This window comes from Ancylobacter aquaticus (genome assembly GCF_004339465.1).
In the GTDB taxonomy this organism is placed as follows: domain Bacteria; phylum Pseudomonadota; class Alphaproteobacteria; order Rhizobiales; family Xanthobacteraceae; genus Ancylobacter; species Ancylobacter aquaticus.
Window position 1 is genome coordinate 1,370,950 of record NZ_SMFY01000001.1, and the last position, 13,518, is coordinate 1,384,467.

The following is a 13,518-nucleotide window of genomic DNA, read 5'->3' on the forward strand; positions in this document are numbered from 1 at the left end:
TCCCCCCCGAGAACAACTCTACGTACTATAGTGCGCCTGCACGTCGAGGCGCGATCCAAACAGCCCGCCGCACGGCACGTCACACCTCGAAGACGATCCGTTCCTCCGCCTTGCCGAGACGCTCGCCATGGCCCAGCGCATCCGCAAGTGCCCAGGTGGCGTCGGACAGGAAGTCCTCGTCATAATCCTGCTTCCACCGACGGGCGGACTCCCGGTCGATCCCGCGATGGGCATGGAATTTCGGGTCGCCGATCATGCGCGATCCCGGCCGCAGCCCGTCCGTCATCCGGCGGGAAGGATCGCCCAGCGGTTCGAGCATGGCCGGGTCGAACGCGATGCCAAGGCACGCGCAGAGGCGCCGGCAGGTCGCTTCGGGCTGATCGACAAGGTCTTCGTAGCGGACATGAATCCGGCGCGCCGCCGGGATACTGTCAAGAAACCCGGTCACGTTGTGGTGGACATGCTCCCAGATCAGTTCCGCGAGCTGCCGTGACGACAGAGGGCACGTCGCGCCGGCCTGTGGCCCCGCCAGGCGCGGCCACCACAGCTGGCCGAGCCTTGCTTGGTCGAAGGAACGGATCATGCCGTAGGGGTGGCGGCTGAGGTGGACATAGAAGGCGCCGTCGAACGTCGTCTCGCACGCCGCCAACACGCCAGGGTGCACGCCATAGAACGGCGTCTTGTCCACCAGCATCCGCTCGCCTATCGCCGACTGAAGGCGGTGGTAGATTTCGGGCATGGACGTGCCGACCTTCTCCATCTCCGCCACGAGCGCCGCAGCTGTATCGGCATCGCAGCCTTCCGCGCCCATGAGCGCGCGCGGCAGGCCCTCCAGTTGCGAGGCATGCGCCGGGCCATACCAGGCACGCCGCGACGCAAGATCGGAATGGCTGAGAAGGTAGAGTTCCGGCGGGGCGAACAGCCCGGGATGCCCCGCCAGCATGGCGCGCAGAAGGGTCGAACCCGAGCGCGGCGGGCTGAGGATGAACACCGCCGGCGGATTGGGGGCTGAGCCGCGCGGCACGCTCGGCAGCGGGTCGGCGATCGCGCCCCGAAAATAGGCGCGCACCTCTTCGGTCACCGGCGCTTCGCTCGCGCTGCATCCGTGGAACTGCGCGCCGATGATGCGGGCGACCATCTCGGGATAGTGCGCGGTCAGGAACGCGGCCTGGAGAACAGGGGTCGGCGCCTCATAAACCGACGAGACGTAGAGAATATAGTCGGGGTAGCGATCCTGAATGATCGCCGCCGTCTGCGCGGCCTGGAGAGAGGTGCCCCCGGACTGGAAGAAGTCCTCATCCCCACCCATCACCTCCTTGCGGAGCACGGACGCCCAGATTTCGGCGATCCATCGCGCCAGGGGCCGCTGCGGCCAGCTTTGTGCCGGCTTCACCGGCTCGGCTGCCGCGTCCGGCTCAGAAGCGAGGGAGAAACGCGCGGCAAGCCGGCTGCGCTGGAGCTTGCCACCCGACGTGCGAGGGAGCGCGTCGATGATGTGCAGGCGGGCGGGCACGCGCCCATGGCCGAGAATCGGGCGAAGGGCTGCCAATGCCGCGTCACTGCCGGCGAAGTCGCCGCCGTCCCCGGCCAGCACAATCGCCGCCTCGATCTCCTCCCCGAGCGTCGGGTGAGGCACGGCAAAGGCGGCGGCGTCGGCGACTCCGTCCAGCGACAGAAGCGCAGCTTCGATCTCCGCGGGGCTCACCATCTCGCCACCGCGATTGATCAGGTCCTTCAGGCGCCCCTGCAGCCATAAATGGCCATCCGCATCCATTCGACCGAGATCGCCCGTGTGGAACCCTTCCGTGGAAAAGGCGACGGCGTCGCCCGCGGACGCCGCCAGATATCCCGGCGAAACCTGCCGGCCGCGCACCACGACCTCGCCCTCCTCCCCCGGCCCGGCAGGCTCGCCGGACGGACGCAGAAGGACGATACCCACTCCGGCGCGGAGACCGACCGAGCCGGGCCGCTGCTGCGAAGGGGCGAGAGGATTGCTGGCGATGACACCGGCGGTTTCGGTCATGCCGTAAATCTCGACGACCGGCAGCCCCAGCCTAGCTTCGGCTTCCTGCTTCAGCGCCGGGGGCAGGGGCGCGGAAACCGACCGCAAAAGACGAAGCGTCGAGGCCATCTCCAGCGTCGGGGTTTCCAGCACGGAGCGGATCATGCTCGGCACCAGTTGCACCCAGCTCGGCGACAGCGCGCAGCCAGCCGCCAGGGCCGCGCGCGAGAACGTTCCTCCGCAAATGACGCTGCCGCCCGAGAGGAGGGGGGCGCCGACGAGATCCCACAATCCGCCGATATGAAACTGCGGCAGCAGGTTCAGTGCGCGATCGCGCTCCGTCAGGGCAAGGGACTCAATGAGCGCCGCTGCGGCCGCGAAGAGGTTTTCCTCCGTCAGCGGAACCAGCTTGGGCTGCGCCGTGGTGCCCGACGTCTGGAGGATCATGCGCGTCCCGTCGGGCGCGGCGAGCGTGTCGTCTTCCGCGACAGGCAGGGCCGCGCCCGAAGCCGGCGCCAGTCGCGGCCAGCCGGCAATGTCCTGCGCCGACCATTCCACCGCCAGCGTCGGCACGCCCAGCTCGTGGGCGATCCGTTCCGCGCCGCCCGGCAGCCCAGCGCGGTAGACGAGAATATGAGGGCGAAGCCGTTCCAGGGCCGAGGCCGTCTCGGACACCGTGAGTTCGGGATTGAGTGGCACAGCAATGCCCGTCCGCATGGCCGCAAGGCAGACCGTCGCCGCCTCCGCGCCCGGCGGCATCGACAGGGCGATGCGCGCATTCGCGGCCACGCCGGCCTCTTTCAGCCGGTCGGCGATCGCGGCGATGCAGCCGGGCAGGCCTCCCCAGAGCAGCGGCGGACGGTTCGACAGGGCGAGAATCGCCGGCGCCGACGGATGCCTCCGGCTCCAGAGGTCAAGCGTGCTCCAGTCAAACGGGCCTGCCGAATAGCTCACGCCGGAAAAGCCTGCTGCTCTTGCGTACGGATACGCGCCTGCAAACCTTCGATCGCCGGATCGATCTTTGCGTCGGCGCGGATACGGAGACTGAAATTGAACGAGCGCCGGGGAAGGTTGGATTCCGGGCTGAGGGCCGACACACCGTGCCAGGCCCGGTCGTTCTTGGCGAAGAAGAACAGCCGGTTCGGACGGAACGCGCTGCTGCCGATCAGGTCGACCTGATCGCGCGGCAGGAAGAAATTACTGAAATTGACCCGCTGTGCCGGCTTCGGGGGGCTGTAGATTTCGGTCGCGCCGCCCCACCCCTCAACCCACTGCTCCTGCGCGAAATAGTGGACGAAGATGAGAAGCTTGTCGGTCGAATCCGAATGCGGAGGCAACAGCGCGCCACCTTCGATGCTGGAGAACTCGCATTGAAGTTCCACCTGATCGGGCGTCAGGGCCTGACGGAGCCGGAAAAGCTCCCGGTAAGGCCCCTCGGGCAGACTGTCGAGCGGCATCAATTGCCGTGTCCATTCGAGGCAATGCGCCAGGAATTCGCGTGATGCCAGCGCGCTCAGATAGTCCCGCCAGACCGGATCAAGACCAGCCAGCGTGTCGGGAACCGGGGGCATCCGGAACGACACCCGCTTCTTGCCCTTCTTCAGAGTGTCCAGTCCCGGATGAAGATCCGGCATGACGAAGGACCGCTCCAGCGCGTCATAGATGTCCTGCGGCAAATAGCTGTCGATCCACCCGTAAGGAAAAGGTTCGGCATGCAATGTCGCGGGACATTCGCCGGGTTTGGGGACGTTCGCATGTGCCATCTGTGTCAACGACGTTTCTGGAGCAGGTTTTGCGAGGTCGGCCACAACACAGGTAGCCGGATACAATGTCAGGCGTAGGCGGCGATACGGGTCGCGGAAGCGTTGAGGCGAGCCGGATGCCGGCACGCACAACCGACGTCGGACCCTTTGCGAAGACTGCGAGAGCGATGAAACCCGATGATCGAAAACCCATCGGACGTCACGCCACCATCATACCGAAAGACTGAAATTAAAACAAATATAGGCAGTGGATTCAAAATGACGGGCACGCATGGATATCCACAGTTGCATGGGGCTGGTCGCGTCTGCCGGGACTGCCGAGCGCGGAGCATGGCGCGCAATGAGCGGACTTCGTGACGGCGGCGTTGCCGGATCGACCTCTATGGCCGGCCCTTAAACTCGGCACCAATACGGATCAACCCGGCCTAAGCGGGGTTAATCCGGCCAAATAAACTCTGTGAACGGCAACGAACACACCGGGGCGGGCGTCAGGTGCAACACTCGGTCTGCCTTTCCTTCGGCGCCGGCGATTTCACCGACGCTCTCGGCGTCGACTGCACGACGGAGGACACCGGAGGGCTGGTTCCCTCTCGTTCTCTCCTGTGAAGCGCGCGCCGCGAGGGGCTTGAAGCGCCCGGCCGGCGCCCTTATGGTGCCGCCACCTGAGCGGGCGTAGTTCAATGGTAGAACGGCAGCTTCCCAAGCTGCATACGAGGGTTCGATTCCCTTCGCCCGCTCCAGCGCCGACGGTTCGTTGATCTCGGCACGTGCGGGCGCTGCCCCGGCGTTTATCGCTCTATCGGGCGGGTTCCTCATATTCACAAGCGATCGTGACCCAGATTAGGGTCGCAGTGTATTTTTTAGCGATTCCAATAACTTTGCGCATACCGCGCCAAAAAACGCAGTGACGTCACGCGGTGGCACGAGGAACCCATTGTGCCCGTTGGCATTGCCTCCCTGATGACGACGTGGAACCGCGCCCCAAGGGGGTGCCGCGCCGGAGACATGCCGGGATCTGGCTGGCGAAGAAGGGACAGGTCGGTCTCGCACGCCGGATTTCGGACCACCCCAAAACTTTGATCACCCAACACGCGGATCACCCATGCAGCGATTTCCCGAAACCGGACTGTCACGCCGCGACCTGCTTGCGGCGGGGGCTGTCAGTGTCGCCGCCGGCACCACCGGGCGCAGCGCTCGGGCCGAAGGCGCGCCGCTCGCCGCATCGGCGAATGACGCCGTCGCAGTGGAGCCGACCCGGATGAAGGTTGGCTTTACGGTCAACGGTACCGTCAAGGAACTGGACGTCGATACCCGCACCACCCTGCTCGACGCACTGCGTGAGCAACTCCACCTCACGGGCACCAAGAAGGGCTGCGATCACGGGCAGTGCGGTGCCTGCACGGTGATGGTGGAGGGTGTCCGCATCAATTCCTGCCTTACGCTCGCCGTCATGCATGAGGGCGATGCCATCACCACGATCGAGGGGCTGGGGCGGCCCGGCGAGTTGCACCCGATGCAAGCCGCCTTTGTGAAGCATGACGGCTATCAGTGCGGCTATTGCACGCCAGGGCAGATCTGCTCGTCGGTGGCTGTTCTGGCCGAAATCGAGGCCGGCATTCCCAGCCATGTCACCGAAGATCTCACGGCCCGGCCGCAACTCTCGGCCGAGGAACTGCGGGAGCGCATGAGCGGCAATATCTGCCGTTGCGGCGCCTATTCCAACATCATTGACGCCATTACCGACGTTTCGAGGAGCCCGGCATGAGGCCCTTTACTTATGAGCGCGCAACCTCGCCCGCCGGCGCGGCCTCGGCGGCCGCCCGCACCCAGGGCGCCCGGTTCATCGCCGGGGGGACGAACCTGCTGGATCTGATGAAGCTGCAGATCGAGACGCCGCCCCATCTGATCGACGTCAACGGCCTCGGGCTTGACACGATCGAGGCCACGGAAGAGGGCGGTCTGCGGATCGGGGCGCTGGTCAGCAATACCGATCTGGCGGCAGATGCACGGGTCCGGCAGGACTATGGCCTGCTCGCCCGGGCCCTGCTCGCCGGCGCCTCCGGCCAACTGCGTAACAAGGCAACCACCGCCGGAAACCTGCTCCAGCGCACCCGCTGCCCTTACTTTTATGACACCGCCCAGCCCTGCAACAAACGACAGCCCGGCAGCGGCTGCGCAGCCATTGGCGGTTTCACGCGTCAGCTGGGGGTCATCGGAACCAGCGAGGCGTGCCTCGCGACCCATCCCAGCGACATGGCGGTGGCCTTGCGGGCGCTGGATGCGACGGTGGAGACGGTGCGGCCGGACGGCACCGCTCGCGCCTTGCCCATCGCCGATTTCCATCGGCTTCCGGGCGATACCCCGCATATTGAAACCGCGCTGGAGCCGGGCGAGTTGATCACGGCGGTGGTGTTGCCCAAGCCACTCGGCGGGCGCCACATTTATCGCAAGGTGCGCGACCGCGCGTCCTATGCCTTCGCGCTGGTCTCTGTCGGCGCCATCATCCAGTCGGATGGTTCGGGCCGCGTCGCGCTGGGGGGCGTCGCTCACAAGCCATGGCGCGTCGAGGCGGCGGAAGGGGAGATGCCGCGCGGTGCCGGCGCTGTCGCCGGGGCTTTGCTGGCGGGCGCGCGGCCCACACGCGAGAACGCCTTCAAGATCACGCTGGTCGAGCGCACGCTTGCCGCGGTCCTCAACGAGGCAAGGGGCTGAGCCATGAAATTCGATTCCCCCGCCACCACCAATCCCATCGACCGCCTGAAGGTGATCGGCCAGCCGCTCGACCGCATCGACGGCCCGCTGAAGACCACCGGCACGGCGCCCTATGCCTATGAGCGGCACGATATCGTCGCCGACCCCGCCTATGGCCATGTGATCGGCGCCACCATCGCGAAGGGGCGTATCACCGGCATGGACCTGTCGGCGGCTGAACGTGCGCCTGGCGTGCTGGCCATCGTCACGGCCCAGAATGCCGGCACGCTCACGAAGGGCAATTACAACACGGCGCATCTGCTCGGCGGGCCCGACATCCAGCACTACCATCAGGCGGTCGCTCTCGTGGTGGCGGAAAGCTTCGAGCAGGCACGCGCTGCGGCGCATCTCGTCCGTATCGACTATAAGGCCGAGCCCGGCAGCTTCGACCTTCACGCCGCAAAGGGCGCCGCCACCGCGCCCGAGCCGAACGACCTGACCGGCCCGATCGACACCCATGTCGGCGATTTTCCCCGCGCCTTGGCGCAGGCGCCGGTGCGGCTGGACGAGACGTACACCACGCCGGACCATTCCCATGCGATGATGGAGCCGCACGCGACTCTTGCGCGGTGGGAAGACGACGAGCTGACCGTTTGGACCTCAAACCAGATGGTCGCCTGGTCGACCGGCGAACTTGCCACCACGCTGGGCATTCCACCGGAAAAGGTGCGCCTCATTTCCCCCTATATCGGCGGCGGCTTCGGCGCGAAGCTGTTCCTGCGTGCCGATGTTGTACTAGCTGCGCTCGGCGCCCGGGCGGCCGGACGTCCCGTAAAGGTGGCATTGCAGCGTCCGCTGATCGCCAACAACACCACCCACCGCCCGGCGACGATCCAGCGCATCCGGCTCGGCGCCGAGCGCGACGGCACCATCACCGCAATCGGCCATGAGAGCTGGTCCGGCGATCTCGACGGCGGCGGGCCGGAGACGGCGGTCGGCCAGACGCGCCTTCTTTATGGCGGCGCCAACCGCATGACCTCGATGCGGCTTGCCGTGCTCGATCTGCCCGAAGGCAACGCCATGAGGGCGCCGGGCGAGGCGCCGGGCCTGATGGCGTTGGAAATCGCCATGGACGAGATGGCCGAGAAACTCGGCATGGACCCGGTCGAGTTCCGCATCCGCAACGACACCCAGGTCGATCCGGAACATCCTGAGCGGCCCTTCTCGGCGCGGCCTTTCGCGCAATGCCTGCGCCTCGGGGCCGAGCGCTTTGGATGGGATCGTCGCAACGCCCGCCCGGGCCAGACGCGCGACGGTCGCTGGCTCGTCGGCCTTGGCATGGCGGCCGGCTTCCGCAACAATTTGCTGATGAAGTCCGGCGCGCGGGTGCGGCTGGATAGCCGGGGGATCGTAACGGTGGAGACCGACATGACCGACATCGGCACCGGCAGCTATACCATCCTCGCCCAGACCGCCGCCGAAATGATGGGTGTGTCCATGGAGCAGGTGCGCGTGGTGCTTGGCGATTCCAGCTTCCCCGTTTCCGCCGGGTCGGGTGGCCAGTGGGGCGCCGCCAGTTCCACCGCTGGTGTCTACGCCGCCTGCGTGAAGCTGCGCGAGGAGGTGGCGCGCAAGCTGAGCTTCAATTCGGCGGATGCCGAGTTCGTGGACGGCGAGGTGCGGGTGGGTAATCGCACCGCTCGGCTGCAGGAAGCGGCGGCCGATGGCGATCTCGTCGCCGAGGACAGCATGGAATATGGCGACATCACCGAAAAGATGCAGCAATCCACCTTTGCCGGCCATTTTGTCGAGGTGGCGGTGGACAGCGCGACCGGGGAGACCCGCATTCGCCGCATGCTCGCCATTTGCGCGGCCGGGCGCATCCTCAACCCGAAATCGGCCCGCAGCCAGGTCATCGGCGCCATGACCATGGGGGCCGGCGCGGCGCTGATGGAGGAACTGGTCGTGGACACGCGGCGCGGCTTCTTCGTCAATCACGACCTCGCCGGATATGAAGTGCCGGTGCATGCCGACATCCCGCATCAGGACGTCATCTTCCTCGACGAGACCGACCCGATGTCGACGCCGATGAAGGCGAAGGGAGTGGGCGAACTCGGCATATGCGGTGTCGGCGCGGCGGTGGCCAACGCGGTCTACAATGCCACCGGCGTGCGTGTGCGCGACTACCCCGTCACGCTCGACAAGCATCTCGACCGCCTGCCCGACGTCGCCTGACGTGCCCGGCTTTCTCGGCGTCGGTTCGACCCGTTAGGATAACCTCGCCTGCCGAGTCGGCGGGCGGGGAAACGGGAGAAGGTTCGTGAGCGCGGAGGCCTTGGTCTTTTACAGCGACGTGGATAATGCGCAGGCGTGGCGGGAGGCGCTCACCGCCGAGCTTCCCGATCTCGATGTACGGATCGCCCCTGACATAGGCGACCCCGCAGCCGTTCGCTACGCACTGGCCTGGGCACCGCCGGCCGGCTTCTTCGCCCGCTTTCCCAATTTGCAGCTGGTCGTCAATCTCGGTGCCGGCGTGGATGGGCTGATGAAGCGCGACGATCTGGTGCAGGTGAAGGTTGCGCGGCTAAACGATCCGGCGATGGAGGCGATGATGGCGAGCTACGTCATGTTCGCCGTCACCCGTTACGCTCGCGACATTCCGGTCTTTGAACGCGCCAAGCGGCGTGGAGAGTGGGAATATGTCCATCCCCGCCCTTTGTTCGAGATCAAGGTCGGCGTGCTGGGGCTCGGCGAACTCGGCGCGGCCTCGGCAAAGGCGCTGGCGGCGATGGGCTTTTCAGTCACCGGCTGGTCGCGCAGCCCGAAGGACATTCCTGGCGTCACCGCCCTGACGGGCCGCGAAGGGCTGGAACGCGTGCTGAGCGAAAGCGAAATCACCGTGTGCCTCGTGCCGCTGACACCCGATACCCATCATCTGCTCGGCGCCGCTGAACTGGCGCTCATGCCCCGGGGTGCCAAGCTGGTGAATGTGTCGCGCGGCGCCGTGGTGGACGAACTGGCACTGGTCGAGGCGCTGCGCTCCGGCCAACTCGCCGAGGCGACGCTCGACGTGTTCGAGACCGAGCCGCTGCCGAAGGGCAATCCGCTCTGGACGCTCGACAATGTGCTGATCACCCCGCATGTGGCCAGCATCACCGTGCCGGCTCTGGCGGCGCGTGACGTGGCGGAGAGCGTTCGCCGCGTGCGTCAGGGTCTGTCGCCGCTGCACGAGGTGGACCCGCGGCGCGGCTACTGAGGTTGCGCGAGTTCCGGCAATGCTTGGCAAGTCCTCATCCGCGCTTCTTCATCCGCATCTCCTCATCCGCCTCATTCGTGCTACGCTGGAGCTGAGGGCGAGACAGATGGCGGAACCGATGGGGGAAGTGGCACCTTCGCACAGCACTTTCTGGAGCTGGGGGGCGGGCATTGCCGCGATCCTTGTCTTCGGTGCGGCGATCGGCCTGTGGGCGCGCCACGGTGCGGCCGTTTTCTTCGACATGCTGACGGCCGGCTTGGCCTATTGCTTCTGAGCCTGTGAATTGACCCGTGGCGCCGGCCCGCGCGGCCGCGCCGAGCCTTGCTGTGGTGCCATGTCCAACCGTCGTGTTCTGCTGCTCCTCGCCGCCTTTGTCGTCGGTGCCGTCGCCATCGTCGCCGGCGCCCTCACCCTGCTGCCGCCCGGGCCGGGCACGGTGACGAGCCAGGTCACGATCGGTGGCCCTTACGAACTCGTCGACCAGGATGGGCAGGCGGTGACGCAGGAGACCTTCGCCGGCAGCCCCTCGCTGGTGTTCTTCGGCTTCACCCATTGTCCCGACATCTGCCCCACGGCGCTCTACGAGATGTCGCAGCTCTTCGAGGCGCTCGGTCCGGATGCCCGCAAGGCGTCGGGATTGTTCATCACCGTCGACCCCGAGCGGGACACACCGGAGGTGCTGAAGGCGTATCTCGGGAGCTTTCATCCGAGCATCCAGGGGCTGAGCGGCACGCCGGAGCAGATCGCCGCCGTCACCCGGGCCTATCGCGCCTATGCCAAGAAGGTGCCCACCCAGGGCGACGACTACACCATGGACCACACGGCGATAGTCTATCTCATGGACAAGGATGGCACGTTCATCGCGCCGTTCAACTTAAAGCGGCCCCCAGAGGAGGCTGCGGCCGAACTGCGCCGCTACTTCTGAGCCTCAATGCCGGGCGCTGCCGCCGGCGCGAGGTGCGCGCCAGCCCGTGTTCGGTCTTCGCCCAGCGGGAGGGAGCCACCACCAGTTCGATCAGAGCGCGCCAGGCGGCGGCCGACATCATCAGCCAATAGACCGGCATGAGCGCCGCAACGCGGGCGATGCCGGGAATGCCGCGTCGGCGCATGCCCATTAAGGTGGAGAGCACCACGCCCACAAGTCCTGCGAGGAGCACGCAGAACCAGATGGCGTCGAGCAAGGTCGCCACAAGGGATGGGTTCGCGTCCGGCTCCATCACTGCATCGAGCAACAGCGAGACGACCAGCACCGGATGGAGCAGCGCCGCCGCTGTGCCGCTGCCGAGCAGGAAGAGCAGCGTCAGTGTGCCGGGCCAGCCGGCCGTGCGGGCCATAAGCAGCGGCTGTCGCGCGTGCACCAGCAGGGTCTGCATCCACCCCTTGTACCAGCGCGTACGCTGACGCATCCACGGGCCGAGCCGGCGCGGTGCTTCCTCGTCCGTCGCCGAGGCGATGACTTCCGTGCTCCAGCCGGTTCGGGCGAGGCGGACGCCGAGATCGGCATCTTCCGTGACGTTGAACGGATCCCACCCGCCGACGGCGTCCAGTGCCGCGCGTCGGAAATGGTTGGACGTGCCGCCAAGGGGCAATGGCAGTTGGAAGTGGCCGAGCATCGGCAGCACGACGTCGAAATAGCCGGCATATTCCGCGGCGAACTGCCGGGGTATCCAGCCATCCGCGAGATTGTCGATGACGAGGCGCGCCTGCACGCAGCCGATGCGCCCGTTCCCCCGGGCCTTGAGTGTGGTGCAGACCTGCCGCAGTTGCAGCGGATCGGGCACATCCTCGGCATCATAGACGCCGACTACCGAGCCGCGGGCAAAGGGCAGGGCTGCATTCAACGCCTTCGGCTTGGTCCGTGGCCCGACATTGGGTGCGACAATGACCTCGAAGCCGGGCCGTCGGGCGTGCAGCGCCAGTGCGGTCGCCGTCGGCTCGTCATCGGCCTCGATGACCAGAAGCACCTGAAGCTTTTCCCGGGGATAATCGAGGGCGTCCAGTGCATCCACCAACTGCGGCACCACCCGTGCCTCGCGATAGAGCGGCACGATCAGGCTGTAGTCGGGCAGGGACGCATCGTCGCGCGCGGGGCGCGGCGGAGGCTGCGGCGGGATCGTGCAGGCCCCGAGTTTCAACGTCGCGCTGCCGACGAGCATGAGTGCCACCAGACCGGGCAGGACCCATGCGCCGAAGAACGAGCTTGCCGTCGCAGTGAGGAAGAGGGTCGCCAGGGCGAAGGCGATGATGCCGAAGAGATAGCGCGAAATGGTCAGCGTTCCTGCCGACAGGTCGGGCTGCTGGTCGCGGAGCCGATAGGCGGCTTGCCAGCCGAGCTGTCTTGCGAACCGGGAGCGTACGAAGCTTGCCAGCCTTTCGGGCGTTGTCAGGCTTATCCGACCGCGCAGTTCCGGCCGCTCGTCCAGCGTGGCCGCCAGACGTCGCAGCCGCAACCCGCGTGCGGCGACAATGAGACGCCCGTCCGCCGTTCGCATCACACCGCTGCGCAGCATGGCGACAATGTCCGTGGCGCCGACCCTGGTGGGTCCTTGAAGAAAGGGCCGGTCGAGCGGCTCGAAGGCGGCGCCGATCTCGCGCGCCGCTGCCTGGCCAAGCTCGTCGGGTGAGACATGGCCCGCGGCGAGCAGGGTCTCGTCGAGGCCCACCCCGAGCCGGCTTGCCCGGTGCAATGCGTTGTGAACAACCGATGGATCGAGCCGGTGCGCAATGCCGGCCGCTTCGACCGGGACCTCGCTCCAGCGTCGCGCGTCCGGCGGGCCGGATAAGCGCCCGCGCACCACTTGTGTCATGCGGCGGCCCCTCGCCTAGTGGACATCAAGACGGTAGAACATCGCGGTGGCGCGGCAGCCGCCAGACCCAGCGCGAGGCCAGTGTGCGGTATTTTCGTCCGGTAGTTAAGCCCTGTTCGGTGATGGCGCTTGCCTTTGCGGTCGCCCTCCTGCTGGCGGCCCCGCTGGGCGCGGCATGGGCTCAATCGCCAACGCCGGCCGGCGTCTCCGATGCGGTGATGGTGCCCGGTTTCTGGGACCCGAAGCGGCGGCCGGAGCGGCCGGACGTGACCCGCCTGCCGGTCCAGATCCGCTTCGTCACGACGGAGGACTACCCGCCCTTCAGTTTCCGAGGCGAAGACGGCAGGCCAACCGGATTCAATGTCGATATTGCCCGTGCCATCTGCACGGAGCTCGCCATTCGCTGCACATTGGAGATCCTGCCCTTCGAGCAATTGGTGGAGGCCTTGGAGAGCGGCAAGGCCGATGCCGCCATCGCCGGCATCGCCATCTCCGCCGCCAGCCGCGAGCGCACCGATTTTTCCGACCGCTATTTCCGCTCGCCCGCTCGTTTCGTCGCCCGGAATGGCGATCCGGCGCTAAAGGTCACGCCGGACGCTCTTTCCTCCAAATCGGTGGGTGTGGTCGCGGATTCCGCGCATGAGGCCTATCTGCGTGATTTCTTCAACGAGATCGCCATCCGGCACTTCCCTGATGTCGATGCCGCGCGCGCTGCCCTGCAAAAGGGCGATGTCGACCTCATCTTCGGGGACGGCGTGCAACTGGCGCTGTGGCTCAACGGTACGGCATCGGCCGGGTGCTGCGTTTTCGTCGGCGGGCCGTTCACGGAAAGCCTCTATTTCGGCGAGGGCATGGGCATCGCGGTCAAGCGCGGCAATGATGCGCTGCGCCAGTCGCTCAACTACGCCCTGGCCCAACTCTGGGAGGAGGGGGTCTATACCGACCTTTATCTGCGCTGGTTCCCCATCAGCGTTTATTGACGCGGCCGCCGACACTACC

At 66.6% G+C, this 13,518-nt stretch carries 10 protein-coding genes and 1 tRNA gene; 8 read left to right on the forward strand and 3 right to left on the reverse strand.

The annotated features are described in order from the left end of the window. Positions 1-79: 79 nt before the first annotated feature. Complete coding sequence (locus EV667_RS06240) at positions 80-2,956, reverse strand: AMP-binding protein (RefSeq protein WP_131834392.1); 2,877 nt, start codon at positions 2,954-2,956, stop codon at positions 80-82. Then, positions 2,953-3,810, reverse strand: coding sequence for a 2OG-Fe(II) oxygenase (locus EV667_RS06245; RefSeq protein ID WP_131834393.1), 858 nt, complete (start codon positions 3,808-3,810; stop codon positions 2,953-2,955). Before EV667_RS06245 ends, EV667_RS06240 begins: the two co-directional genes overlap by 4 nt. 621 nt (positions 3,811-4,431) lie before the next feature. Between EV667_RS06245 and EV667_RS06250 the strand changes: the two genes are divergently transcribed. The 7 genes from EV667_RS06250 (at position 4,432) to EV667_RS06275 (ending at position 10,637) form a co-directional block, all read left to right on the forward strand. Continuing rightward, positions 4,432-4,505: transfer RNA gene (locus EV667_RS06250), tRNA-Gly, on the forward strand. A 362-nt stretch (positions 4,506-4,867) separates the two neighbouring features. Further along, a complete protein-coding gene (paoA, locus tag EV667_RS06255; protein WP_131834394.1) occupies positions 4,868-5,530 on the forward strand; it encodes an aldehyde dehydrogenase iron-sulfur subunit PaoA in 663 nt (220 codons plus the stop codon). Then, positions 5,527-6,477 (forward strand): FAD binding domain-containing protein, encoded by a 951-nt coding sequence (locus tag EV667_RS06260; RefSeq protein WP_131834395.1) that lies wholly within the window; start codon positions 5,527-5,529, stop codon positions 6,475-6,477. Before paoA ends, EV667_RS06260 begins: the two co-directional genes overlap by 4 nt. 3 nt (positions 6,478-6,480) lie before the next feature. Next, positions 6,481-8,691, forward strand: coding sequence for an aldehyde oxidoreductase molybdenum-binding subunit PaoC (paoC, locus tag EV667_RS06265; RefSeq protein WP_131834396.1), 2,211 nt, complete (start codon positions 6,481-6,483; stop codon positions 8,689-8,691). Between the two features lie 85 nt (positions 8,692-8,776). After that, positions 8,777-9,712: a 2-hydroxyacid dehydrogenase gene (locus EV667_RS06270; RefSeq protein WP_131834397.1), complete on the forward strand. Its 936-nt coding sequence runs from the start codon at positions 8,777-8,779 to the stop codon at positions 9,710-9,712. A gap of 106 nt (positions 9,713-9,818) precedes the next feature. Beyond that, entirely contained in the window at positions 9,819-9,986 is a 168-nt protein-coding gene (locus EV667_RS22530; protein ID WP_165901559.1) for a hypothetical protein, read from the forward strand. A 60-nt stretch (positions 9,987-10,046) separates the two neighbouring features. Further along, positions 10,047-10,637 carry an SCO family protein gene (locus EV667_RS06275; RefSeq protein ID WP_131834398.1) on the forward strand — a complete coding sequence of 197 codons (591 nt, stop codon included), beginning with the start codon at positions 10,047-10,049 and terminating at the stop codon, positions 10,635-10,637. Here the strand turns inward: EV667_RS06275 and EV667_RS06280 are convergent. Further along, on the reverse strand, positions 10,582-12,519 hold the full coding sequence (locus EV667_RS06280; protein WP_131834399.1) for a glycosyltransferase: 1,938 nt from the start codon (positions 12,517-12,519) through the stop codon (positions 10,582-10,584). The genes EV667_RS06275 and EV667_RS06280 overlap by 56 nt on opposite strands. A gap of 218 nt (positions 12,520-12,737) precedes the next feature. On the opposite strand from EV667_RS06280, the gene EV667_RS06285 reads away from it, so the two are divergent. Continuing rightward, entirely contained in the window at positions 12,738-13,499 is a 762-nt protein-coding gene (locus EV667_RS06285) for a transporter substrate-binding domain-containing protein (protein ID WP_131835051.1), read from the forward strand. Positions 13,500-13,518: the final 19 nt, after the last annotated feature.